Origin of the sequence: Streptomyces sp. NBC_00984, from assembly GCF_045162475.1 — a bacterium.
Taxonomy (GTDB): domain Bacteria; phylum Actinomycetota; class Actinomycetes; order Streptomycetales; family Streptomycetaceae; genus Streptomyces.
This window is the reverse complement of sequence record NZ_CP108734.1, coordinates 8,081,042-8,105,730: the sequence shown is the minus strand read 5'-3', so window position 1 is coordinate 8,105,730 and position 24,689 is coordinate 8,081,042. Positions and strand designations below refer to the sequence as shown.

At 68.9% G+C, this 24,689-nt stretch carries 21 protein-coding genes and 3 pseudogenes; 15 read left to right on the top strand and 9 right to left on the bottom strand.

Features of this window, described 5'->3' with window-relative positions; all coding sequences use genetic code 11:
• The first annotated feature begins 119 nt into the window (after nucleotides 1–119).
• From OG520_RS36030 to OG520_RS36000, 7 genes and pseudogenes are all read left to right on the top strand, one after another.
• Nucleotides 120–779 (top strand): 4'-phosphopantetheinyl transferase, encoded by a 660-nt coding sequence (locus OG520_RS36030; RefSeq protein WP_406015898.1) that lies wholly within the window; start codon nucleotides 120–122, stop codon nucleotides 777–779.
• A gap of 591 nt (nucleotides 780–1,370) precedes the next feature.
• Nucleotides 1,371–1,751 (top strand): hypothetical protein, encoded by a 381-nt coding sequence (locus OG520_RS36025; RefSeq protein WP_406015897.1) that lies wholly within the window; start codon nucleotides 1,371–1,373, stop codon nucleotides 1,749–1,751.
• On the top strand, nucleotides 1,714–6,588 hold the full coding sequence (locus OG520_RS36020; RefSeq protein ID WP_406015896.1) for a type I polyketide synthase: 4,875 nt from the start codon (nucleotides 1,714–1,716) through the stop codon (nucleotides 6,586–6,588). Before OG520_RS36025 ends, OG520_RS36020 begins: the two co-directional genes overlap by 38 nt.
• A gap of 66 nt (nucleotides 6,589–6,654) precedes the next feature.
• Complete coding sequence (locus tag OG520_RS36015) at nucleotides 6,655–6,963, top strand: transposase (protein WP_329196993.1); 309 nt, start codon at nucleotides 6,655–6,657, stop codon at nucleotides 6,961–6,963.
• Nucleotides 6,960–7,880, top strand: a complete 921-nt coding sequence (locus OG520_RS36010; RefSeq protein ID WP_331747561.1) for an IS3 family transposase — start codon at nucleotides 6,960–6,962, stop codon at nucleotides 7,878–7,880. The genes OG520_RS36015 and OG520_RS36010 overlap by 4 nt, the downstream gene beginning before the upstream one ends.
• A gap of 40 nt (nucleotides 7,881–7,920) precedes the next feature.
• Nucleotides 7,921–8,640 (top strand): annotated as a pseudogene (locus OG520_RS36005) (polyketide synthase dehydratase domain-containing protein); the annotation flags it as partial.
• A 133-nt stretch (nucleotides 8,641–8,773) separates the two neighbouring features.
• Entirely contained in the window at nucleotides 8,774–10,027 is a 1,254-nt protein-coding gene (locus OG520_RS36000; protein ID WP_406016644.1) for a type I polyketide synthase, read from the top strand.
• A 479-nt stretch (nucleotides 10,028–10,506) separates the two neighbouring features.
• Here OG520_RS36000 and OG520_RS35995 read toward each other — a convergent pair.
• A pseudogene (locus tag OG520_RS35995) lies at nucleotides 10,507–11,054 on the bottom strand (transposase); the annotation flags it as partial.
• A gap of 452 nt (nucleotides 11,055–11,506) precedes the next feature.
• Nucleotides 11,507–11,764: pseudogene (locus tag OG520_RS35990) on the bottom strand (site-specific integrase); the annotation flags it as partial.
• Here OG520_RS35990 and OG520_RS35985 point away from each other — a divergent pair.
• Together OG520_RS35985 and OG520_RS35980 are read left to right on the top strand one after the other, a co-directional pair.
• A complete protein-coding gene (locus OG520_RS35985; protein ID WP_406016686.1) occupies nucleotides 11,711–11,920 on the top strand; it encodes a hypothetical protein in 210 nt (69 codons plus the stop codon). The pseudogene OG520_RS35990 and the gene OG520_RS35985 overlap by 54 nt on opposite strands.
• A gap of 823 nt (nucleotides 11,921–12,743) precedes the next feature.
• Nucleotides 12,744–14,129, top strand: coding sequence for an MFS transporter (locus tag OG520_RS35980; protein ID WP_406015895.1), 1,386 nt, complete (start codon nucleotides 12,744–12,746; stop codon nucleotides 14,127–14,129).
• Between the two features lie 54 nt (nucleotides 14,130–14,183).
• Here the strand turns inward: OG520_RS35980 and OG520_RS35975 are convergent, their stop codons facing one another.
• The 4 genes from OG520_RS35975 to OG520_RS35960 form a co-directional block, all read right to left on the bottom strand.
• Nucleotides 14,184–14,663, bottom strand: coding sequence for an NUDIX hydrolase (locus tag OG520_RS35975; protein WP_399334121.1), 480 nt, complete (start codon nucleotides 14,661–14,663; stop codon nucleotides 14,184–14,186).
• 30 nt (nucleotides 14,664–14,693) lie between these two features.
• A complete protein-coding gene (gene lnt / locus OG520_RS35970; protein ID WP_406015894.1) occupies nucleotides 14,694–16,280 on the bottom strand; it encodes an apolipoprotein N-acyltransferase in 1,587 nt (528 codons plus the stop codon).
• 119 nt (nucleotides 16,281–16,399) lie between these two features.
• Nucleotides 16,400–16,963: a hypothetical protein gene (locus OG520_RS35965; RefSeq protein ID WP_385333987.1), complete on the bottom strand. Its 564-nt coding sequence runs from the start codon at nucleotides 16,961–16,963 to the stop codon at nucleotides 16,400–16,402.
• A 58-nt stretch (nucleotides 16,964–17,021) separates the two neighbouring features.
• Entirely contained in the window at nucleotides 17,022–17,807 is a 786-nt protein-coding gene (locus OG520_RS35960; protein WP_406015893.1) for a glutamate racemase, read from the bottom strand.
• A 58-nt stretch (nucleotides 17,808–17,865) separates the two neighbouring features.
• On the opposite strand from OG520_RS35960, the gene OG520_RS35955 reads away from it, so the two are divergent.
• Entirely contained in the window at nucleotides 17,866–19,038 is a 1,173-nt protein-coding gene (locus OG520_RS35955; protein ID WP_406015892.1) for a glycosyltransferase, read from the top strand.
• Nucleotides 19,039–19,090: 52 nt separating this feature from the next.
• Here the strand turns inward: OG520_RS35955 and OG520_RS35950 are convergent, their stop codons facing one another.
• A complete protein-coding gene (locus OG520_RS35950) occupies nucleotides 19,091–20,413 on the bottom strand; it encodes a TerD family protein (RefSeq protein ID WP_406015891.1) in 1,323 nt (440 codons plus the stop codon).
• A 120-nt stretch (nucleotides 20,414–20,533) separates the two neighbouring features.
• Nucleotides 20,534–21,043: a hypothetical protein gene (locus tag OG520_RS35945; protein ID WP_406015890.1), complete on the bottom strand. Its 510-nt coding sequence runs from the start codon at nucleotides 21,041–21,043 to the stop codon at nucleotides 20,534–20,536.
• A gap of 571 nt (nucleotides 21,044–21,614) precedes the next feature.
• On the opposite strand from OG520_RS35945, the gene OG520_RS35940 reads away from it, so the two are divergent.
• Nucleotides 21,615–22,169: a hypothetical protein gene (locus OG520_RS35940; RefSeq protein WP_406015889.1), complete on the top strand. Its 555-nt coding sequence runs from the start codon at nucleotides 21,615–21,617 to the stop codon at nucleotides 22,167–22,169.
• 390 nt (nucleotides 22,170–22,559) lie between these two features.
• Nucleotides 22,560–22,715, top strand: a complete 156-nt coding sequence (locus OG520_RS35935; protein ID WP_406015888.1) for a hypothetical protein — start codon at nucleotides 22,560–22,562, stop codon at nucleotides 22,713–22,715.
• Between the two features lie 29 nt (nucleotides 22,716–22,744).
• On the opposite strand, the gene OG520_RS35930 is transcribed toward OG520_RS35935, so the two are convergent.
• On the bottom strand, nucleotides 22,745–23,026 hold the full coding sequence (locus OG520_RS35930; protein WP_406015887.1) for a hypothetical protein: 282 nt from the start codon (nucleotides 23,024–23,026) through the stop codon (nucleotides 22,745–22,747).
• Nucleotides 23,027–23,433: 407 nt separating this feature from the next.
• On the opposite strand from OG520_RS35930, the gene OG520_RS35925 reads away from it, so the two are divergent.
• The 3 genes from OG520_RS35925 (at nucleotide 23,434) to OG520_RS35915 (ending at nucleotide 24,685) form a co-directional block, all read left to right on the top strand.
• Nucleotides 23,434–23,916 carry a tryptophan 7-halogenase gene (locus OG520_RS35925; RefSeq protein WP_406015886.1) on the top strand — a complete coding sequence of 161 codons (483 nt, stop codon included), beginning with the start codon at nucleotides 23,434–23,436 and terminating at the stop codon, nucleotides 23,914–23,916.
• Nucleotides 23,913–24,446: a flavin reductase family protein gene (locus OG520_RS35920; protein WP_406015885.1), complete on the top strand. Its 534-nt coding sequence runs from the start codon at nucleotides 23,913–23,915 to the stop codon at nucleotides 24,444–24,446. Before OG520_RS35925 ends, OG520_RS35920 begins: the two co-directional genes overlap by 4 nt.
• Nucleotides 24,447–24,526: 80 nt before the next feature.
• Nucleotides 24,527–24,685, top strand: a complete 159-nt coding sequence (locus OG520_RS35915; protein WP_406015884.1) for a hypothetical protein — start codon at nucleotides 24,527–24,529, stop codon at nucleotides 24,683–24,685.
• The last annotated feature ends 4 nt before the right edge of the window (nucleotides 24,686–24,689 follow it).

Below are 24,689 nucleotides of genomic sequence, written 5' to 3'. Positions count from 1 at the left end.
CCCGACTCCACCGAGCCGGGGCCAGAACCCGAGATTTTCAGCAATCTTCTAGGCCACCCGCGCACCGCGCCACCCTGCCGTATCCTACCGACTGCCCCGTTGGCGTGAGGGAGGTCCGGATGCTGAGGCGACTGCTGCCCGACGGCGTTGAAGTCGTTGAGTCCTTCTGTGATCCGCCGGAGGCGAAGCTCTATCCGGAGGAGGCGGCTCTTGTTCGTAACTCGGTGGAGAAGCGACGCCAGGAGTTCACGACGGTCCGGTACTGCGCCCGACGGGCCCTCAGCCGGTTGGGGCTGCCGCCGGGGCCGGTGCTGCCCGACCTGCACGGTGCCCCGCGCTGGCCCGCCGCAGTTGTCGGTAGCCTCACCCATTGCGACGGATACCGGGCTGCGGCAATCGCATACCGAACGGAGCTGACGATGCTTGGCATCGATGCCGAACCGCATGCGCCACTTCCAGACGGAGTCCTGGAGGCCATCGCCCGCCCTGCCGAGCAGGCTTGGATACGATCCGCACCACCCGGCAGGCACTGGGACAGGATGCTGTTCAGCGCGAAGGAGTCCGTATACAAGGCGTGGTACCCATACACCGGGCAACGGCTGGGGTTCTCTGACGCAGAACTGCGCTTCGACCCAATGGCCGGTACCTTCACCGCTCGGCTACTGACGAAGCCCCCGGTCCGGAGTCACGGTCGGCAGTCGGCCCCGGACCTGATGAACGGCCGTTGGCTGGTCGGAAACGGACTGATCGTCACCGCTGTCGCGACGGCACCTCGCTGACCGACCAGGTACTCCCGCTCGTCCTCGCCCTGGCTGGATAGGCGAACCCTGTTCGGTGCGGTCCGTCTTGAGGTAGCACTCTGCGTAGTTGCGTAGAGGGATCTGCCAGCGGTGGGGGTGGCTGGCCTCTACGGTCGCGGTGTTGCCCGGGGGGGTGGACGGGTGGAGCGTCTGGAGGCCACGGAGCTGGCCTGCCGCGAGCGAGTTGAGCGGCTGCGGGCGGAGTTGGCCGAGGTCGCGGCGAGACTCGAGGCCGGGGGACCCTCACGGGCATGCTGTCGCAGGAGGCTGAGTTGTCCCGGGCCCTGTTGTCGTTGTTGTACGCGCCCGAGCCCGCTGCCTTCAACTCGCCCGCCGTGTCGTGCGATTGCCTCGCGCACGTGTACGGCAAAGCGGCCGATCATCCCGATCGGGTTCGCCGGTATCCGTCGGACATGACGGACGCGGATTGGGCGGAGGTCCGGCCGTTGTTGCCGGTGCCGGGATCCCGACCGGGCCGGCTTCACCATCGCTCTGGAGGCCGCCCGTGACACGGTCGTCAGCCTCGTCGACACGACTGCGGCCACCGGGCCGAGAACCAACTCCGGCCTGGTGGGACACATCGGTGCCCGCGTCCTGCACGCGCTGCTTCCCGGGCGCCGGATGCGACTGTCCACCCGCATCGTCAAGTGCGGCACCTCCCACTACAACAGTTGGAACCGCGACGGACGACCTCGCGACAGCACGCCGATCACCACCATCGAGATCACCGTGCATCCACCGGCCCTCCCCAGCGCGCACGATCCAGGCCGGGCCCCCTCCGGCCGCTGGGGCCAGGTCTGCCAGATCCTGGCTGCGAACTCCAATCAGGCCATGCACACCCGCGACATCGCGCAGCATCTCGGCCTCGCCACCGCGGGGCGCCCCCTCAGCAGCCTCGGCCGGTGCCGTACCCGTGGAAGCGGCGATACCGGCATGGCGCCGAGGCGGTGAACTGTTCGCCGAAGCCGTTCTGGAGGACCTCCAGGACACCGACAAATACACCCTGCACCCCACCCTGATGAGTACCGCTCTCAGCCTCGCCGGTGAGAGCGCCGCCGTCTGGAACGACGTGGCCCTGCACGCCGGCAACGCCACCCAACTCCGCATACAACTCACCCCGAACGGTGACGGCACCTTGTCCCTCAGGGCTACGGACACCACGGGGCTTCCCGTCCTGTCCGCCCGCGCCCTGACCCTGCGCCCCGTCCCCGTCCACGAACCCACCGCCACCGCCACCAGCGGCCTGCTCTCCGTCACCTGGACCCCACTCCCCACTCCAGAGCAGAACAACAGCCTCACCACAGCCCGCTTCGAAGACCTCACAGACACCGATGACGTGCCGGTGCCGGACGTGGTCGTATGCACCGCCCTCACCGACACCAGCAACGACCCGCTGACGCACACCCGCACGCTGACCGCCCAGGTGTTGCAGACCGTCCAGCAATGGCTCACCGAGGAACGCTTCAACGACAGCACGTTGGTCGTGCGCACGGGTACGGATCTGGCCGGGGCCGCGGTGTCGGGCCTGATGCGCTCCACCCAGTCCGAACACCCCGGCCGGTTCATCCTCGTGGAAAGCGACGACGCCGACCTCACCTTGGAACAACTCGCCGCGACCGCCGGGCTCGACGAACCCCGCCTGCGCATCGATGGGGGCCATTACGAGGTCCCGCGACTGACCCGCACCACCACCCCGGCACCCGCCCCGGCGGAAGAGACGGTCTGGGACCCCGACGGCACGGTCCTCATCACCGGCGGCTCGGGAGTCCTGGCCGGCATCATCGCCCGCCACCTGGTAACGAGCCAGCGAGCCCGCCATCTGCTGTTGGTGTCGCGCAGTACCCCGAGCGAAGCGCTGGTCAGTGAGTTGACCGGGCTGGGTGCCCAGGTCGCGGTGGCGGCGTGTGATGTCTCCGATCGTGCCGCAGTGGCGCAGGCCCTTGCGGGTGTGGCGCCGGAGCATCCGCTGACAGCGGTGATCCACACCGCAGGTGTGATTGATGACGGTGTGGTGGAGTCCCTGACTCCACAACGGTTCGACACCGTGCTGCGGCCCAAGGCCGACGCTGCCTGGCACCTGCACGAACTCACCCGTGACATGGATCTGGCCGCGTTCATCCTCTACTCCTCCGCCGCCGGCATAACCGGCAACGCCGGACAGGGCAACTACGTGGCGGCCAACGCCTTCCTCGACGCCCTGGCCATTCAGCGCCGTGCCGAGGACCTGCCCGCACTCTCCCTGGCCTGGGGCCTGTGGGACGACGTCAGCGGCCTGACCGCGAAGCTGACCGACACCGACCGGGACCGAATGCGCCGTGGTGGCCTGCGCACCATTACCGCCGACCACGGCATGCAGCTCTTCGACACCGCGACACGCTCTGGCGAGTCGCTTGTGCTCGCTGCCCCGATAAACCCGGTCCGGGACGGCGACGTACCCGCCCTGCAGCGCACGATGTACCCCAAGGCCACACGACGCACTGCCGCCGGTGGCACGTCGTCGGCACAGTGGCTCGCCGGCCTGGCACCCGAAGAGCGCAAGCAAGCCCTGCTCAAGGTAGTACGTGACAGCGCGGCCAAGGTCCTCGGCCACTCCGATGCCCGTGACATCGCGGTGAATACCGCATTCCGGGATCTCGGCCTGGACTCACTGACCGCCGTGCAGGTACGCAACAGCCTGGCAAAAGCCACCGGACTACGCCTGCCGACCACAACAGTGTTCGACTACCCCAACCCGACCGCACTGGCCACCCACCTCGACGACCTCCTCGTCGGAGCGAGTTCCTCAACATCACGTCACGTGAAAACCCCAATGCGGGCAGTCACGGACGAACCCCTGGCGATCGTCGGCATGGCCTGCCGCCTGCCCGGCGGAGTGTCCTCACCGGAGGACCTGTGGCGGCTGGTCGAGTCAGGCACGGACGCGATCTCCGGCTTCCCCACCGACCGCGGCTGGGACCTGGACAACCTGTACGACCCGGACCCCGACGCACCCGGCAAGGCACACAACGTGCAGGGTGGCTTCCTGGACGCCGCAGGGTTCGACGCCTCGTTCTTCGGCATCAGCCCACGCGAAGCGCAGGCCATGGACCCCCAGCAGCGTCTGGTGCTGGAAACATCGTGGGAAGCGTTCGAACGAGCCGGTATCGACCCGGAATCCGTCCGGGGCAGTGACACCGGTGTGTTCATGGGCGCCTTCGGCAGCGGGTACGGCGCCGGTGCCGATCTTGGTGGGTTTGGTGCTACCGCCGGTGCGGTGAGTGTGCTGTCGGGCCGAGTGTCGTATCTGTTCGGGCTTGAGGGTCCGGCGATGACGGTGGACACGGCGTGTTCGTCGTCGCTCGTCGCCCTGCACCAGGCGAGTTCCGCACTGCGGCAGGGCGAGTGCTCACTCGCCCTGGTCGGCAGCGTGACCGTGATGCCTACCCCGCAGACGTTCGTCGAGTTCGCACGACAGCGCGGCCTCGCGGCCGACGGCCGCAGCAAGGCATTCTCCAACACCGCAGACGGTGCGGGGTTCTCCGAAGGCGTCGGCGTGCTTGTGGTCGAGCGCCTGTCGGACGCTCGGGCCAAGGGCCACCAGGTATTGGCGGTGGTGCGGGGTTCGGCGGTCAACCAGGACGGCGCGTCGAACGGTCTGTCGGCGCCGAACGGGCCGTCGCAGCAGCGGGTGATCCGGCAGGCGCTTGCCAACGCCGGTCTGTCGAGTGCTGATGTGGATGTGGTCGAGGCGCACGGCACGGGTACGACGCTCGGTGACCCGATCGAAGCCCAAGCCCTCATCGCCACCTACGGTCAGGACCGTGAACAGCCGCTGCTGCTCGGCTCATTGAAGTCGAACATCGGTCATACGCAGGCGGCTGCGGGTGTATCGGGCGTCATCAAAATGGTACTGGCCCTGCAACACGGCGTCGTTCCGCGCACACTGCACGTGGATTCACCGTCGCGGCATGTGGACTGGACCGCCGGCGCGGTGGAGCTGGTCACGGAGAACCAGCCGTGGCCGGTGATGGACCGAGTGCGTCGGGTGGGTGTGTCGTCGTTCGGGATCAGTGGCACGAACGCGCACGTCATCCTCGAAAGCGCACCGGACCTGCCGGTGGTGGAGACCGAGGAGGCCCCGGCACCGGCCGTGGCCTCGGATCTGGTGCCGCTGGTGATCTCGGCGAAGTCTCCTTCGGCGTTGGTCGAGTTCGAGGGCCGGCTGCGCGCTTACCTCACCGCCACGCCTGAGGTGGACATGCGGGCAGTGGCATCGACACTCGCCGGGACGCGGTCGGTGTTCGAACACCGTGCCGTCCTGCTGGGTGGGGAGACGATCACCGGCGCCGGCGCTGCGCTGTCTGATCCTCGGGTGGTGTTCGTGTTCCCGGGCCAGGGTTCACAGCGGGCGGGAATGGGTGAGCGGCTGGCCGCGGTGTTCCCGGTATTCGCGGAAATCCACCAGCAGGTGTGGGATCTCCTCGACGTACCGGACTCAAGCTTGGATACGGACGAAACCGGTTACGCACAGCCCTCCCTGTTCGCCTTGCAGGTCGCCCTCTTCGGACTGCTGGAATCATGGGGCGTACGGCCACAAGCGGTGATCGGCCACTCGGTGGGCGAGATCGCCGCCGGATACGTGGCCGGCCTGTGGTCGCTGCAAGACGCATGCACCCTGGTCTCCGCACGCGCCCGCCTGATGCAGACCCTGCCCACAGGCGGAGCAATGGTCGCCGTACCGGTCTCGGAGAAACAAGCACAGGCAGCACTGACGGACGGCGTGGAAATCGCCGCGGTCAACGGACCCTCCTCCGTGGTACTGACCGGCGACGAAACCGCAGTGCTGGAAGCAGCAGCGGCCCTGGGCAAGTCGACACGCCTGACGACCAGTCACGCATTTCATTCAGCTCGAATGGAACCCATCCTCGACGAATTCCGAACCGTGGCCGAGGGACTCGACTACCGAGTACCGCAGATCACGATGGCTGCCGGAGACGCGGTTGTCACACCGGAGTACTGGGTGCGACAGGTCCGGGACACCGTCCGATTCGGCGACCAGGTTGCCGCACACGAGAACGCGGTATTCGTCGAAATCGGGCCGGACCGCACGTTGTCACGCCTGATCGACGGCATCGCCATGCTCCACGGCGACGACGAAGCACAAGCCGCCACCACCGCCCTCGCCACACTGCACATCCACGGCGTGAACATCCACTGGCCAGCAGTTGTGGGTGCTACCGAAGTGCGGGTGCTGGACCTGCCCACCTACGCCTTCCAACACCAGCGCTACTGGACCATAGGGAACACGAGCCAACTTGCCCGCGACGGCCACCCGCTGCTGGGTACGGTCGTGGCCCTGCCGGGCTCCGACGGTGTGGTGCTGACCGGCCGGGTGTCGCTGGGCACCCATGCTTGGCTGGCCGACCATGCCGTGCGCGGCACCGTCCTCCTGCCCGGTACCGGTTTCGTGGAACTTGTGGCCCGAGCCGCCGCCGAGGCCGATTGCGAGGTTGTCGACGAGCTGGTGATCGAGACCCCGCTGCTGCTGGACCCGGCCGGCGGCGTACAACTGTCCGTGACCGTCGGTGAGGCCGACAGCGACGGACATCGACCGGTAACCGTGTACTCCCAGACAGACCACAGCGACGCCTGGACCCGGCACGTCACCGCCACCATCAGCCCCGCCGCCGACACCCTCCCGAAGCCCGGGTTCCCCGTGTGGCCGCCGGTAGACACGGAACCGGTCGACGTCACCACCTTCTACGACGACCTGGCAGCCACCGGCTACGAATACGGACCCGCCTTCTGAGGTTCCCCCGAGATGCGGGGATGGGTGACAGAGGGTCAGATGGGTCTCATGAGAGGAGCCCAGACGATGCCTGCCCCGAGAAAATACCCGCTGGAGTTGCGTGAGCGTGCGGTGCAGATGTACCGGACTGCCGAGCCGAAGCCTGTGATCCGTCGTATGGCCGAGGAGCTCGGCGTGCACCACGAGGCCCTGCGTAACTGGATCCGCCAGGCCGAGGCCGACGCCGGCGAGCGGGGCGACCTGCTCACCACCGCCGAGCGTGAGGAACTTGCCGCCCTGCGCAAGGAGAACGCCCAGCTCAAGCGGGCGAACGAGGTCCTGCGGACGGCCTCGGCTTTTTTCGCGGCCCAGCTCGACCCGACCCGGCCCAGGTGACCGCGCTCCTCGACGCGCACCCGCATCTGGGGGTCGAGCCCGTACTCCGGGAACTTTCCATCCCCTCCTCCACCTACTACCGGTGGCGCCAGGCCGAGACCGAGCCGTGCGAACGAAGCCGCCGGGACGCCGAGCTGACCAGCAGGATCCGCCAGGTCCACGCCGAGTCCGGCGGGATCTACGGCTCACCCCGCGTGCACGCCGTCCTCAGGCGTGAGGGCGTCCACGTCGGCAGAAAGCGCGTCGAGCGGCTCATGCGCCAGGCCGGCCTGGCCGGGATTAGCCCCCGCCGGGGCAAGGGCTTCACCCGGCGCGACCCGGACGCCGATCTCGCCCCTGACCTGGTCGGGCGCGACTTCACCGCGAACGGGCCGAACCGGCTGTGGGTCACCGACCTGACCATGATCCCCACCGGGGAGGGGCCGCTGTGGCTGTCCGCGATCCGCGACGCGTTCTCCCGCCGGGTGGTCGCCTGGGAGACCTCCGCCCGCGCGGACGCCGACCTGGTCCTCACCTCGCTGGAATACGCCCTGGCCAACCGCGAAGTCGCCCCCGGCGAGCTCATCCACCACGCCGACCACGGCTGTCAATACACGTCCGTGAAGCTCACGACACGCCTGGTCAGGGCCGGTATCCAGGCGTCCATGGGCTCGGTCGGCGACTCGTTCGACAATGCCCTGGCGGAGAACCTGTGGATGGTCATCAAGACCGAGTGCATCCGCGGCCGCGTCTTCGCCACCAGGGCCGAAGCGAACCTCGCGCTCTTCGAGTACATCGACGGCTTCTACAACCCCCGCCGCATCCAGAAACGGCTGGGCTACCTCAGCCCGATCGAGTACGAGGAGAAGCACTACGCCAACCAGGCAGCAGCCGAACAAGTGAACCTGAAACCACGTCAACCCGCCCTGACCAGCTAGTCAGCCACTCCCGCACAGCGGGGGAACCTCATTCCAAGGCCTGCAAGCCGCCTGGCGTGACCAGGACACCGTCTACGCCGAGGTTGTTCTCGCCGAGGACCAGGCCCAGGACGCGGCACGATTCACCCTGCACCCCGCACTACTGGACGCCGCCCTGCACACCTGCGTCCTGAACGCGGGCGACACCGGACAGGAAGTACAGCTGCCCTTCTCCTGGAGCCAAGTTCAGTTCCACGCCACCGGCGCTGCCATGCTGCGCGTCGCGGTGACACCGACGGCTGACGGCTGGAACGTACGCGCCACCGACACCACCGGCCGACCGGTCGCCACCATCGGCGCCCTGACCACCCGGCCCGTAACCGCCGACACACTCGGCACCGGCGCCAGTGATCTGCTCGCTCTGACCTGGAGCGAGATCCCGGTACCCGAGCACACCGATGTGACGATCGGCCGGTTCGAAGACCTCACAGAAGACGACGACATGCCAGTGCCGGACGTGGTCGTGTTCAGCGCCCTGTCCGGTGAGGACGCTGACCCGCTGGCCCAGACCCGCACGCTGACCGCCCATACCTTGCGGATCGTCCAGCAGTGGCTGGCCGTGCAGCGCTTCAGCGACAGCACCCTGGTCGTGCGGACGGGTACGGATCTGGCCGGGGCCGCGGTGTCGGGCCTGATGCGCTCCACCCAGTCCGAACACCCCGGCCGGTTCATCCTCGTGGAAAGCGACGACGCCGACCTCAGCCCGGAGCAACTCGCCGCGACCGCCGGACTCGACGAACCCCGCCTGCGCATCAACGGCAACCGCTACGAAGCACCACGACTGACCCGCACCACCACCCCCGGCACCCGCTCCGGCGGAAGAGACGGTCTGGGACCCCGACGGCACGGTCCTCATCACCGGCGGCTCGGGAGTCCTGGCCGGCATCATCGCCCGCCACCTGGTAACGAGCCAGCGAGCCCAGCGCCTGCTGCTGCTGTCGCGCAGTACCCCGGACGAGAAGCTGACCAAGGAGCTGACCGAGCTGGGCGCCCAGGTCGACACCGTGGCCTGCGACGTCTCAGACCGGACCGCACTGGCCCAGGCACTGGCCGATGTGCCCCTCACCGCAGTGATCCACACCGCAGGTGCACTGGACGACGGCGTGGTGGAGTCCCTGACTCCACACCGACTCGACACCGTACTGCGCCCCAAAACCGACGGCGCCTGGCACCTGCACGAACTCACCCGCAACATGGATCTGGCCGCGTTCATCCTCTACTCCTCCGCCGCCGGCATCACGGGCACCGCCGGACAGGGAAACTACGCGGCGGCCAACGCCTTCCTCGACGCCCTCGCCGAACAACGCCGCACCGAAGGCCTGCCCGCACTCTCCCTGGCCTGGGGCCTATGGGAAGACACCAGCGGCCTGACCGCAAAGCTGACCGACACCGACCGGGACCGGATTCGGCGCAGTGGCCTGCGCACCATTACCGCCGACCACGGCATGCAGCTCTTCGACACCGCGACACGCTCTGGCGAGTCGCTTGTGCTCGCTGCCCCGATAAACCCGGTCCGGGACGGCGACGGCGACGTACCCGCCCTGCTGCGCACGCTGTACCCCAAGGCCACACGGCGCACTGCCGCCGGTGACGCGTCGTCGGTGCAGTGGCTCGCCGGCCTGGCACCCGAAGAGCGCAAGCAAGCCTTGCTCAAGGTGGTACGTGACAGCGCGGCAGCGGTGCTCGGTCACGCCGGTACTGACTCGATTCCCGGGACTGCCGCGTTCAAGGACCTGGGCCTGGATTCACTGACCGCCGTAGAGCTGCGCAACAGCCTGGGCAAAAGCACAGGGCTACAGTTGCCGGCCACGATGGTGTTCGACTACCCGAACCCGGCCGCGCTGGCCGCCCGGCTCGACGACCTCCTCGATCCACGGATTCCGTCAACGACCCTGCTTGCCGAACTCGACCGAATAGAGCAGATGTTCGACTCTGTCACCTTCGATGAGAAGCAGGCATCTACGGTCGCGGATCGGCTGGCCTCCGCGCTCAACAAATGGCAGCAGATTTCACAGCCGGAAGGTGTGGCCGCTGTTTCACTCGCGGACGCGGACGCCGGCGAGATCCTTGACTTCATCGATCGGGAGTTCAGGAATCCGACAGTCTGATCGGGGGCCGGAGCCGGGGCTCGGTGCCCCGGTAAGGTCGTCAAATGACGCCCCAGGTGCCGGACCTCCTCCAGCGGCGCTTCCCCGCACGGCCGCCGAACATCAGGTACGTGGGCGACCTCACGTACCTTCCCGTCGGCGTCGGTCGCCCACGGGAAGGCGTCGGAGAGGCTGGTCGGGACCGCAGGCGCAGGTGCTTCTGGAGGCGTCGCGGGGCGCGGACCGGGACCAGCTGATCGAGCTGCTGTACGACGATGGGGAGCGGCACGTCGAGACGGGGAGCGGCACGTCGAGAGGGACTCGCCGACTGCGAGGGCGACTACGACGGCGACCAGGTCCTGAACCACAAGGGCGAGGCCCTGGCTCTTGCTGACGGCCAGGGCGTCCGTGAGCAGTCGCAGACGGCAGGAGCGCCCCTGCCCGACGAGGGACTGCAAAACGTTCGACTCTGTTCCGTAGTCGGTGGTGACGTTCCGTTGTCACGGCAGAAGGATGCGGTGGCGGAGGAGGTCGAATCCTGCTCGGCCGTGTATCTGGCGCGTGATCCTCTTGGTGCGGGTGTTGACGCCTTCGGTGCGGCCGTTGTGGAAGCGCAGGGTCAGGCCGGCGTTGACGGTTGCGCGGTCGAGTTCCAGGCCGTTGCAGAAACTGTGCAGGTGGGGTAGGCCAGCCGCACAGGCGGCGGTGATCCACTCGGTGAGCCGGGTGCCGTTGCCCTTCGCCGGGGTCAGCAACTGGGCGAACTCGGCGACCAGTCTGGAGAGTTCGGTCATCTCGGGGCATGCGGTGGTGAGGGTCGACAGGAGCGCGGTGTCCTTGGTCAACAGGTGTACGGGGTGAGTGAGCAGGAGCCGGGTCGCGTGGCGTGGAGTGGTCACCAGCCGGTTGCCCTCGGCTCGTCCTGGGCGAGGTAGCGGACCAGGAGGTTGTGGCTGCCGGTACAGCCCTGGGTTTTGATCTCGCGGAACAGTTGCGTGACGGTCACCGCGGGCTCGGCCGCGCGCCGGGTGCGCAGGTGCTCGCGGTATCGGAGCTTCGGTATGCCCACGGACCTTTCATCGCTTTGATGCCCCAACTGCAATCGGCGTGCGTCATCTGCAGGCGGCGCCTATGTCGACGCTCCTGAACACCCACACCAAGTGGAGCACCACCGATTGGCACAGCCCACGACGCCCATCCGGCAGGAACCGCCCAACCGCAGCAGACAGCCTGCCGCGCCAGGCAGCCCGAACTCATGGTCTCCAGAGCCCTCCCCGCCAGGAAAAGCCGCAGATGAGCGCCTCTCTGCCGGTCGCCCCCAGCCGCTCCCCCTGGGGAGCGGCTGGGGAGTCCCCGGGCGAGGCGGGGAGCTCGTGAGGAGTTTGAGCTGCACAAACGCATACGACACTGAAAGGCGACGAAAGATGAATCGCCGCAGGTCAGCACCACCCTTGGCGACGAATCAGCAGGTCAGCGCCCTGCGCTAGGGGCCTAGCGCGCTCACGGACGAGCCGGGGGAAAATCTGCGGAGTTTGGAACCATGTCTCCATTGGCCTGACCATCGAGCAGACTGTCGATCGGGCAACGCGCCTCCGGCACGAAGTGGGCATAGTGGTCCAGCGTGATGGTTGCAGACGAGTGCCCCAGCCACCTGGCCAGTGTCACCACGGACTCCCCACCCTCAAGGACGATCGAGGTGTACGTGTGCCGCAGCACATGGAAGCCATCCCTGCGCTCCGCCTGCCACTGCCGCGGCTTCGCACACTCGTCTACCTCAAAGCCGCCCCGAAAGAGGTCGGCCTCATCCCCGGCTTCACGGGGGACATGACGGGCATCGGCCACCACGGAACCTGCGACCTGGAGCTGCAACTGCGCAGGCAACGGCGTCCGCGATGGGGGTGGGTCCTGCGGTGAGTTCGAGGATGCGGCGGCGGATGCCGGGTTGTCGCACGAGTTCCGCGAGGACGGGGGCGATGTCGTCGCGGGGGACGTCGGCGTAGTCGATGGCCTGTCCGATGCGCTGCCGCTGCCCGGCTGCTTGGTGGCTCCGGTAACCAGCCGCGTTGGTCTCACACCACGTGGCGACGGTTCGCCGATTACTGCGGAGAAGCACAGGAGGCAGCGGCTGGAGGGGGGCGGACTGGTTGGGGGGCTTGTTGACATAGGCGTACGGCGAGGAGTTGGGCGTTCCGGCCGTGGAGGGTTCCGGGTCGATGGTGGTGAAGCGGCGGTTGGCGGGGCATAGGTGTAGTCGCGTGGGTTCATCCGGCCGCCTATGCATGGGTTTCACGGTGCGGGGGGCCTGCCGGTGCGGGACCACGTGCCACCAACCATGGCCGGCTCCGCAGAAACCCGCCAGGCCTGACCGCAGGCGCGCGGAAGGGGAGAACACTACCCGCCCGATCCGCCCCGAATGCCGAAGTTCAACGCTGCGTAGTCAGCACCAAGTCAGCACGGGACAGGTGATCAGGGGTGCTGACATGCGGTTTCAGGTCAGCACCAAACCAGCACGGGAGTCAGCACCAGGGCAATAAACCATGCCTAATAGCGCAATCCTGACAGGCGCCTGCCGGCCTTCAATACGGTCCTCGAAGCAGTCTCGACGTGCCTGTCATAGTGGCCCCGCGCACACCCGGCCCGAGAACTATGGTGTCCCGCCACATGTGCCTCTGACCTGCCCATTCCTACGGTGTGGCGACACGAAACCGTCCCCGCCAACCGCCCGGAAGTGGTGTTCATGGCTGCCTCGGCATCCGCCCCGCCGACCACCCGCTCGCTCAAGCGCATCGTCGCCGCAAGTCTCATCGGGACCACTATCGAGTGGTACGACTTCTTCCTGTACGGGTCAGCCGCCGCGCTGGTCTTCAACAAGCTGTTCTTCCCCGAGTCCGACCCGCTCGTCGGCACGCTGCTGTCCTTCCTCACGTACGCGGTCGGCTTCGCCGCCCGGCCGCTCGGTGCCCTGGTGTTCGGGCACTACGGCGACCGGCTCGGCCGCAAGAAGCTGCTGGTGCTCAGTCTGCTGATGATGGGCGGAGCGACGTTCGCCATCGGACTGCTGCCGACGCATGCCACGGTCGGGGCCGCCGCCCCCGTGCTGCTCACCGTCCTGCGGCTGGTGCAGGGCTTCGCGCTCGGGGGTGAGTGGGGCGGGGCCGTGCTGCTGGTGTCGGAGCACGGGGACGCCGAGCGGCGCGGTTTCTGGGCCTCCTGGCCACAGACGGGTGCGCCGGCCGGGCAGTTGCTCGCCACCGGGGTGCTGTCCGCGCTCACCGCGCTGATGTCGGAATCCGCCTTCGGGGCGTGGGGCTGGCGCATCCCCTTCCTGCTCTCCGGTGTCCTGGTGGTCATCGGTCTGTGGATTCGTCTCTCCGTCGACGAGTCACCGGTCTTCAAGGCCGCGCTGGCGCAGGCCGAGGAGCGCAGGTCCGCGGCCGGGACGACGGAGAAGATGCCGCTCGTCGCCGTGCTGCGGCATCACTGGCGCGATGTGCTGATCGCCATGGGCGCCAGGATGGCGGAGAACATCAGCTACTACGTCATCACCGCGTTCGTGCTCGTCTACGCGACCACGGCGGCGGACCTGAGCAAGCAGACGGCGCTCAACGCGGTGCTCATCGCCTCGGCCGTCCACTTCGCGGTCATCCCGATGTGGGGCGCGCTGTCGGACCGGGTCGGTCGCAAGCCGGTCTATCTGGTGGGCGCGATCGGTGTCGGGCTGTGGACGTTCCCGTTCTTCGCGCTGATCGACACGCGGAACTTCGGAAGCGTGCTGCTCGCCGTCACCGTCGGGCTCGTCTTCCACGGGGCGATGTACGCACCGCAGGCGGCCTTCTTCTCGGAGATGTTCGCGACCCGGATGCGGTACTCGGGCGCGTCGATCGGGGCGCAGTTCTCCTCGGTCGCGGCCGGTGCTCCGGCGCCGCTCATCGCCACCGCGCTGCTCGCGGACTTCCACAGCTCGACGCCCATCTCGCTGTACGTCATCGCAGCGGCGCTCATCACCCTGCTGGCGGTCGGCTGCGCCAAGGAGACCAGGCACCGGGACCTCACGGACATCGACGGAAGCTCGGCCGCCCCGGACGCGTCCGAGGCGCTGCCGGCAAACGCCCGTACCGTCTGAGCGTCGTCCGCCGGGCGGCCCGGGAAACCGGGCCCGCCCGGCGGACCACGGTCCTTACTGCTGGGCGGTGGGTTCGAACCAGGTGGGTTCATCGGTCATGGACTGCTTGATCCTGAAGAGCGCGAACTCGTTCAGCGGCGGCAGCGCGTCCACCGGGAACCAGCCCACGTCCAGCGACTCGTCGTCGTTGACGCGTGCCGCGCCGCCGGTCGCCCGGCAGCGGAAGGTGACGTCGAGGTACTGGCAGCGGTCGCCGTTCGCGTACTGCACGGGCTCCAGGGCCTGTGTGAGCACCACCCGCTCCGCCACGCAGCGCACGGCGGTCTCTTCGTACACCTCGCGCTCCGCCGTCGCCGCCGGCTGCTCGCCCGGCTCGCAGATGCCGCCGATGACCGACCATTTGCCGGTGTCGGAACGGCGGCCGAGCAGCACTCTGCCCTCGTCGTCGAAGACGACGGCGGTGACCCCGGGCAGCAGGAGCAGTTGTTGGCCTGCGGTTGCGCGGATCTCTCGGATGAAATCAGGAGTAGCCATGGAGCGACCCTACGTTGCGCGGCCGGCGGGTCACCGGCCGCGCCGGCTGCGTACCGAACGGACGGTGACCAGGCCGAGCCCTGCCACGGCGATCAGCGCGAGCACTCCTTCAGGGAGCGTGCCCATCCGGGTCGCGGGCGTCAGCGAGGACCTCAGCGGCACCTCGTCCACGAGCGCGTCCGGGGTGAACAGCTTCGACTTCCGGACGACCGTCCCGTCCGGGCGGATGACCGCGCTGACCCCGCTGGTGACGGGGACGACGACGGACCTGCTGTGCTCGACCGCCCGCACCCTGGACATGGCCAGCTGCTGATAGGTCATCTCGCTGCGCCCGAAGGTGGCGTTGTTGCTGGGCACGGCGATCAGCTGACCGCCGTGCATGACGGTGTCCCGTACGGCGTCGTCGAACGCGGCCTCGTAACAGGTCACGAGCCCCACGTTCGTCCCCGCCAGGTCGAAGACGCCGACCTTCTTCCCGGGGCCGAAGTCACGCTGCACCCGGTCCACGTCCGAGCTGAAGATCCGCGCGATGGAACGCATCGGCATGTACTCGCCGAACGGCTGGATGTGGCGCTTGTCGTACGTGTCGACCGGGCCCTTCTTCGGGTCCCACTGGATGAGGGTGTTGCGCAGATTCCCGGTGTCGGGCTCGACCACCGCCCCGATCACGGTGGGCACGCCGATCGCCTTCACCGCGTCGTCGATCACGATCCGGGCGTCGGCGTTCCGGTACGGGTCGAGGTCGGAGGAGTTCTCGGGCCACAGAACGAAGTCGGGCTGCGGGACCTTGCCCTCCTTCACCTCCCGGGCGAGCTGCTCCGTGCGACGCACGTGGTTGTCCAGGACGGCACGGCGCTGGGAGTTGAAGTCGAGTCCGAGCCGCGGCACGTTGCCCTGGATCGCGGCGACGGTCGCGGTGCCGTCCTCGGCCGAGTCGTCGACGAGGGGCAGCGCGGCGAGGGCGCCTGCGACGGGTACCAGGACGGTCGCCGCCGCGGCGGCGACGGCCGCCCGCGGCAGCCTGCCGGTACGGCGGTAGGCACGGAACTGACGTACCGCTTCGCAGAGACCGAAGCCGCACAGCACCACCGCGAAGGAGAGCAGCGGTGTGCCTCCCACGGCTGCGAGCGGCAGGAACACGCTGTCCGCCTGTCCGAATGCGATCTTCCCCCAGGGGAAGCCGCCGAACGGGACCCTGGCCCGGACCGCCTCGTCGAGTATCCAGACCGCGGCGGCCCACACCGGCCACCAGGCGAGGCGGCTGACGGCGGCGATCCCGATGCAGCCAACCGCGATGAACACGGCCTCGGCGGCGGCGAGGGCCAGCCACGGCACCGGGCCGACCTCCTCGCCGGTCCAGTGCAGCAGCGGCAGCATGAAGCCCAGTCCGGCGAGGAGGCCTAGTCCGAACCCGGCGCGGAGCCGTTGCCGGTGCAGCACCCAGCCGAGCAGGGCGAAACCGGGCAGGACCAGCCACCACAGGGGGCGCGGCGGGAAGCTCAAATACAACAGTGCACCCGCGATCACGGCGGCGACGGGCCGTACCAGGCGTCGCTTCCGGGACACGGGGGATGAGGCCGGCTGCGCGGCTTCGACTGGGGTGATGGTGGCGCTCACCCGGCGGAGTCTACGGTGGCCGGCTGTGGGTCCGGCAGCCCCGCCCGTGTGGTGGAACCCTTCGTACCGGATCGTTCCGTCGCTTTCCCGCACAGATCCGGCCCGCCGTCGTCCCGGCGTCAGGCTCCGGCCGTCGCGCCGGTCGCGGGCAGGTGCAGGCGCTCGCGGATGAACCGTACGCCCGCCTCCGCGTCGTCGACCGTGATGGTGAACGTCCTGCCGTCGCCGAGCCGCAGCACCAGGCCCTCGCCCCTGCGGACCACCACGGCCGTGCCCTGCTCGGGGCGCCAGCGGTAGCCCCAGCCGCCCCACTGGCGCGGGGTGACCTCGGGTGCGAACTCCGCGCCCACCACATGGGTGAGCAGAATCCGGCGGCGCGGCAGGCCCATGTGGCCGCAGCGCACCTCCAGGGCGTCCCCGTCGATCCTGACGGCCACGTTCACGAAGGCGAGAGTGCCGAACAGCATGAGCAGTCCGGCGGCGACACAGCCGATCACGGACATCAGCAGCGGGATGATCCCGGAGGTCCAGTTGGAGCTGACGGCCAGCTGGACACCGAGCGCCAGACAGGCCGCGCCCGCGGCCGCGAGTACCCACTGGGCCCGGTTGGTGGCCCGGCCGATCCAGACGGCGGAGTGGGGTTCGGCTCCGGTGTGTCGGGGTTCTCGGGGATGGTCCCTCATGCCAGCAGCGTACTTAAATTTCCGCACGCCGGGGATGGGTCCAACGGCCCCCGACGGGTCAGCGGACCGGGCTGACAGCCCCCAGCAGCTGCCCCTCGGCGTAGGCCAGAGCGGCTTTCGGCAGGTCGGCGGGGCGTCCGCCGAGGAGCACGGCGAGACCCTCGGACGGTTCGGCCGACGGAGCGGGTTCGGCACCGATCCGGCGTAGCGCCTGGGCCGCGACGGCACCGGCGGATCCGTGCAGCGCGACGGGCGGCAGACCGGGCTGCCGCACGGCGGCACGAATGCGCTCGCCGACCAGTTCGTAATGAGTGCAGCCCAGGACCACGGCCCGGACATCGCGCGGGGTCAGGGCGGCGGCTGCGGCGATGGCCAGGTCGATCGCGCTCTCGTCGGCGTTCTGCACGGCGTCGGCGAGGCCGGGGCAGGGGACCTCGGTGACGTCGACGGAGCGGGCGAATTCGCCGATGAGTCCGCGCTGGTACGGGCTGCCCGTGGTGGCGGGCGTGGCCCAGATCGCGACGGGTCCGCCACCGGCGACGGACGGCTTGATGGCCGGGACGGTGCCGATGACCGGCAGCGTGGGTTCGAGCTCGGCGCGGAGCGCCGGCAGGGCGTGCACGGAGGCCGTGTTGCAGGCGACGATCAGTGCGTCCGGCCGGTGGGCGGCGGCCGCGCGGGCCACATCGAGCGCGTGGGCGGTCACGTACTCGGGCGTACGCGGTCCCCAGGGCATGCCGTCGGGGTCGGAGGAGAGCACCAGATCGGCGTCGGGCCTCAGCCGGCGTACTGCGGCGGCTGCCGCGAGCAGGCCGATTCCTGAGTCCATGAGCGCGATCTTCACCCGGTCACCTTAGTCGACCGCCCTTGCGGTTCCGTCCGGGTGGGGCAGACTGCGGCGAATGAGTGCCGTTGCCTGGATCGCCGTGGGTTCGCTGGCCGCATGGGTGTGGCTGCTGCTGGGACAAGGGTTCTTCTGGCGGACCGGCCAGCGGCTGCCGAGCCGGGATGCCCCGGACCGATGGCCGTCCGTCGCGATCGTGGTGCCCGCACGTGACGAGGCCGACATGCTGCCGGTGAGTCTGCCGTCGCTGCTGGCGCAGGACTATCCGGGGAGGGCGGAGATCTTCCTCGTCGACGACTGCAGCAAGGACGGGACCGGGGACGTCGCCCGTGCACTGTCCGTACGGCATGGAGGACTGCCGGTGACGGTGGTGTCGCCGGGTGAGCCCGAGCCCGGCTGGACGGGCAAGCTCTGGGCCGTGCGGCACGGGATCGCGCTGGCCCGGACCCGGGAGCCGGACTATCTGCTGCTGACGGACGCCGACATCGCGCATGAGCCGGACAGTCTGCGGGAGCTGGTCACCGCCGCCGTGTCGGGCGGCTTCGACCTGGTCTCGCAGATGGCGCGGCTGCGGGTGTCGAGTATCTGGGAGCGGCTGGTCGTCCCGGCCTTCGTGTACTTCTTCTCGCAGCTCTATCCGTTCCGGTGGGTGAACCGGGCGGGTGCGCGGACGGCCGCGGCGGCCGGTGGCTGCGTGCTGCTGCGGACCGGGGCGGCGGAGCGGGCGCGGGTGCCGGAGTCGATCCGGCAGGCGGTGATCGACGACGTGTCGCTGGCGCGGGCGGTGCAGCGCAGCGGCGGGCGGATCTGGCTGGGGCTCGCCGAGCGGGTGGACAGCGTGCGGCCGTATCCGCGGCTGGCGGATCTGTGGCGGATGGTGTCGCGGAGCGCGTACGCCCAGTTGCGGCACAGTCCGCCGCTACTGCTGGGGATGGTGCTGGGGCTCGCGCTCGTCTATCTCGTGCCGCCGGTCGCGCTCGTCACCGGGCTGCTGACCGGTGATCCAGTGGCCGGCTGGGCGGGTGGCGCGGCGTGGGCGGTGATGACCGGGACGTATCTGCCGATGCTGGGCTACTACCGGCAGTCGCTGTGGCAGGCGCCGCTGCTGCCGTTCACCGCGGTGCTCTATCTGCTGATGACGGTCGATTCGGCGGTGCAGCACCACCGGGGCCGCGGCGCGGCCTGGAAGGGGCGTACCTACACCCGTCCCGAGGCCGCGCCGGACCGGTGAGCGGAGCCGGCGGTGGGCCGGCGGCCGCAGGGCCGGCCGGACCACCGGGGGGTCATTTACGGCCGGGCGTCCAGTTCATGCCCCACCCGTAGGCGTAGTCGATGGTGCGCTGCGGGCTCACTCCGCGCTCGGGGACGAGATAGCGGGCCTCGCGCTGCACCATGAGGTCTCCCCCGTTGTTGGTCAGGAGCGCCAGTGCGCAGACGGTGGACGGGACGGTGCATTCGTCGAGCGAGAAGTCGATCGGCGCGCCGTGCTGGGGCTGGAGAGTGACGGTCGCGTGGAGATCGGCGAAACTCCGGGCGCCTTCATAGATGGTGACGAAGATCAGGACGCGTCGGAGCTTGTTCTTGTGGTCGAGGTTGACGGTGAGGTTCTCGCCGGTGGCGACGGCGCCGGTGCGGTCGTCCCCGTCGAGATGGATATAAGGAGGGTGCTGGAGTGCGCCGAACGCGTTTCCCAGCGCCTGCACGACTCCCTTGCGGCCGTCGGTCAGTTCGTAGAGAGCACAGAGATCGAGATCGAGGTCCGAGTGGTTGGCTACCGCTCTGCCAAGTTTGCTTCCCCAGCCCTTGAACTGTTTGCGCACTTCCCAGTTGAGATTGACCCGAAGCGCTCCCGAAGTGCCGCCCTGTTTGGCGAGGGAGACCGACGGCGCGTCCTTGGTGAGTGTCACCTTGGACAGGCGGACGGGCGCGGTGGCAGGGGGTGCGGAAGGTGCCGGCGGTGCCGTCGGCGGCGCGGGCGGAACCGGTGGCAGGCGGTCGACCCGCGTTGCGCTCACAGGCTGTTGAGGCGTCTGGGGCTGGTGATACGGCTGAGTCCGCTGGGCCTGCTGTGGTTCATCGACGGAAATACCGAAGTCGGTCGCGAGGCCTTCGAGGCCGGTGTCGTATCCCTGGCCGACGGCGCGGAATTTCCAGGCGCCCTGGCGCCGGTAGAGCTCCCCGAGAATGAACGCGGTCTCGACCGTCGCGTCCGCGCTGTCGAAGCGCGCGATCTCCCGGCCGCTCGCCGCGTCCGTGATCCGTACGTACAGCCCGGCCACCCGGCCGAAGGTGCCGCCGTCCGCGGAGGCCGCCAGGACCACGCGGTCGATGGCCGGCTCGACGCGGGCCAGGTCGACCGCGAGGTTGTCCGTCATCCCGCCACCGGCGGTCCGCTTGCCCTCGTGGCGCACCGCACCGGATGCGTGGGAGGGCTGGTTGTAAAAGACGAAGTCGGCGTCGCTGCGCACCTTTCCCGACACGAGAAGGAGCGCCGAGCCATCGACATCCGGTGTCCCCGGGGAGGCGCGCCACCCCAATTCGACCCGCACGGCCTGAGCCGTCACCGGAACATTGGCTCCTTTTAGCATGGTCATGCTCGCCCCCATCGCGAGTCCGGCTGCCCGAAAACTTTTCTCCGCCAACCTAATCCCCCGGACCGTCACAGGGGTCGGGGACGTCCGGTCCCGGTCCCGCGATCCCCCGGTAACCTCCTGTGAACTTGCCCCTTACACGATCTGGGTGCCCCGTTCCCGCCCGACCGCCGTGGGGTTCCGGAAGATCCGGACGCCCCTCTGCACGGGCGGGCTGGTGAGGATGCGGTACAGCGTCTCACCGCACCGTCCCACGTCGGTAGGCGAGTCGTACCCGAGGGCTTCGAGCCGACTCGCGGCCCTGTTACGGCTGTTGTGCTCCTTGACGATGAAACGCCAGCCCGCGCGAAGGGCGGCATGGCTCAGCTTCTCGCTGTCGACGTCGCCGTCGGTGTCGAGCGCGAGATGGCTCTCGCCCTTGACTCCCTTGTTCACGATGCGCCAGCAGAATGGTGGTCGGCCGCCGAAATGACCGCCGTCCTCGGCTTTCTCCTGGATTCCGCCCTGTGTACGGTCGCGGATGGTGATGCGCTCATCCTCGGCGTGGTCGGCTGTGCGTATGCACAAGCGGTCCTCGTCCGAGGTGTTGTCATGGTCGCCCTTGGTGACGGCGACAAAGACTCCAAAGTCTTGCAGCTCCCACACCGGGCCAGGAGGCCCTGTCCGCACGCCTGATGGCCCGTTCCTCGTACACGGTGACGAGATCGAAGGGGCGCGGGCGGTTTCCTCGGCTCGGGCCCGATACGGCCTCTGGGTGCCTGCACTGGCGGTTACATAGGGCACAAGGGCACAGTGGCGGAGTGGCAGCTCCTACCGCCCGGAGCCGCTGCGTTGCCGATGTTGTGTTGTGGAGAGCACTGATGGACCGGACCATGTATGCCGAGAGCTTCGTCGAGCACCGTGACGGTGAGACGCCGAAGACGCTGCGGTGGCTTCCTGTGATGTACAGGGCCGCCGCGGCGCGGCTGGAGAAACTGGAGCGGGAGGCAGAGCAGAGGTATCCGGGGATCTTCGAGCGCCTGGACACGGAACGCGTGGCAGCCGGGGCCACTGTCCCCTCGTGGTGCTGGCTGCCGGTGGCCCGGGTCCAAGAGGTACTGGCGCACCACTACACCAGTAACAGGACGGGCATCGAAGGCGCCTCCCGACAGCACAGAGGTCCGTCGATGCCGCGCGGCTGGCGTCGATCGGTGCATGGCGGGCCGCAGGGCGGCACATGGTCCACCCGGACGACGACCTCATCCCCTGGCCGCACGAGGCAGAGTGCGAAGGGGGCGACGAACTGCCTGTCGACCTGCCCGGTCGATGGCCGCTCTTCGGCCTGTACGTGGTCTTTCTGTCCCCGAACCCGGCCGTCCTGGCCGAGGGAGGCTTTTTGCACCTGGAGTGGGACGAGCGGGAGCAGCGGGCCGCGTTGCGCATCGCACCCGACACGAAGCCGGTTGCCGGCCTGGAGCGGCTGGATACCCAGCCGCTCCACCTGGTGGGCGACACAATCCTCGAGGCGGCCCGCAAGACTGTGCGCGCTGTCCCGTCGGACACGGTCCTTGCTACGTCCTCGGACAGTGACCTGGATTGGTCAGCGATGCCACTGGCCGGCAAGAACCGGATCTGGGTACAGGCAGCTGACAGGCTGACCTCGCCACAGGTCAACTTCGTGGACGCGGCACAGGCCCTGGGCCGCGCCCCAGGGGCCCTGTGGCCCCCCGAGCAACCGGACGCGAAAGGCCGGGCGCCTTTGCTGTGGCTGGCGATGCCCGCACATGCGTGATGATTTCCCGGAAGCCGTATCCATACCGCACCGATCACCGATCTGAAATCCGTTCGATCCTCATGCTCGATGATCGGTATGGATACAGCTTCTACCTCGATCTTTCGTGACGGTCCGCCGGTTTCGGCGAATTCCGCGGGCCGTTTCGGTTGTTCGGGCTGGTGGTGGCCATGCTGATGGCCCGGCTGTCGCGTCGGGTGGGCGCCGGGTTCCACGGCTCCGGTCGGGGTGGTGCTGATCGTAGGGAAGGGATCGTGCTGGTCAGCCTGGGTTGGGGAGAGCTTCGAGTCGTGCCAGGACGTTGGTGATCACGTCGGTCCAGGGCCAGTGGCGTGCGAATCTCGGACCTTTCTGAGCGGTGTTCTACCGACGCGGGACGCTGTCCGGATCGTGACCGGCGCCGCCGACGCCGTGACGCCGAACGCGCAGGTCGCCTACGAGGTACCGCTGGTGGACGACGAAGACGAGCCGGTCACCGCTCCGCTGGCACTGGGCTGGCACGCACGCTCGCATCCGGCGGCCCACCGTCCCCGGACGCGTCCGTGATGGGCATGGCACTGGTACGGGTGGACACCTCAGTCGTCGATCCAGCACCACCGGCACGTACGGACCAGGTACTGCGCGTCCTGCGGACACCGGCCTGGCCGGCCGTCGAGGCACCCCCGCGCCCGGCGCTGTGCGGCTTCCTCTTCACCGGGCAGGACAGCAGGCGGCTCTACGTCGCGGTCGAGGAAGCCGACGGTCTCATCGCCGCCGACGTACGCCTCACTGGCGCGCTGACCGCCCTGCTTGCCGCACTCCCGGCACTCGTGCGCGTTGAGGCCCGCAGTGCCTCGGATCGGAAGTTGTTCACCCACTTCCCCCCTGTGCGAAGTCCCCTGGTGCTGGATTCCTCAAGTTGTGCGTATGAAGCCTTCGTTGGGGATGCCGCTGGAAGTGGGTTGTGCCGCGGTTGTTGCGGGCTCGGACTGCTTCGGGGCCGGACGGGGAGAGGGTGATCGCCAGGCTGTCGGGAGCGCGGAAAGCGCCGGCCGGGCAGACCTGGGCAACCTCGCCCGCGGACCGGCGGGCAGGTTTCCAGCACCGAGGCGGCCAGCCGGGAGCCTTGCCACGGCAAGCACCGTTGCAGTACTGGGGGAACGGCCAGCGGCTCCGGCGGCGTGCGGAGCGCATGGTCATCGATGGGTCGGCTATAGCCGCGGCCTCCAGGGTGGTCGGGTCGGTTCGGCACTCGAACCGCTCTGCGTTCTCAAGGAGGCACGGGATGGTTCATCCAGTCCTGATCGTGGGGGGCGGCACATCCGGATGGATGAGCGCGTCGTATCCCAAGGCCACGTTCGGCGACAAGGTGGACGGCACCCCGGTCAAGTCGAACCGGGTCGGGACGATCGGTGTCGGCGAGGCGACCTTCGGTACGATCCGGCACTTCCTCGACTTCCTGGGCCTGGACGAGGCGGAGTGGATACCGGCGGCCTCCGACGCCTCCAAGCACGGCATCCGCTTCGAGAACAGGCGCGGCGACGGCACGCGCCTTCACCACCCGTTCGAGCGGCCGCGCGTCTCCGACGGCTTCCACCTCGCCGACTGGTGGCTGCAGTTCGGCGACAAGTCCAAGAGCTTCGACAAGGAATGCTCCCTGCCGGCCGAGGCGGCCGAGCCGGTCAAGGCGCTGCCCGGCACTCGTGAGTACCTGACCGGCATGCGCGAGCGCCAGGACCGGGCACCCGGCTCCGCTCCGACGCCGTGACCGGGCCCGATCACGTCGGCAACCCCGGCGCGACCGGCACCGAGCCGTTCGTGGACGAGTACCGGTCGCTGATGAGCAGTTTCCCGACCGGTGTCGCCGTGATCACGTCCTCGCTGGAGAACGGCGCGCCGCAGGGGCTGACCTGCTCGTCCCTCACGAGCGTGACCCTCTCCCCGCCGACCCTGCTGGTCTGTCTGGAGGCCTCCAGCGTGACCCTGGCCGTTGCGGCCCGCTGCGGTGCGTTCGCGGTGAACCTGCTGCACGCCCGCGCGGCAGGCACGGCCCGGCTCTTCTCAACCCGGAACGTGGACCGCTTCGCCCAGGTGCGCTGGCAGCACACCCAGCACTGCGGTATGCCGTGGCTCGTCGACGACGTGCTGGCGGTGGCCGAGTGCCAGCTGAGCGATGTCCAGGTGGTCGGCACCCACGCCGTGGTCTTCGGCCAGGTAGAGGCGATCACCTTGTTCGACGGGGCGCCGCTGCTCTACGGCAGGCGGCAGTTCGCGTCCTGGCCCATGGGAGAGGAATGAACAACGACCTGGCGCCTCGGCCGGCCCCCGGAACCGACCGGCCACGGTCTCGTCCCGGCTGTCCGGCTCCGCCCGTCGTGATGGCGCTCCTGACCACCGTCGCCACCGGGCCGCCTCTCACCCTGCTCGGCGGCAAGTCCGGGCAGCCGGGCCAAGGCGCCGCGGCGCCGCCGGCGCCGGCCCACATGGATCCCGTCGGCGCGGCCTCAGGTCCGTCCGCCGAGCACCGCGTGTCCTGAGCCG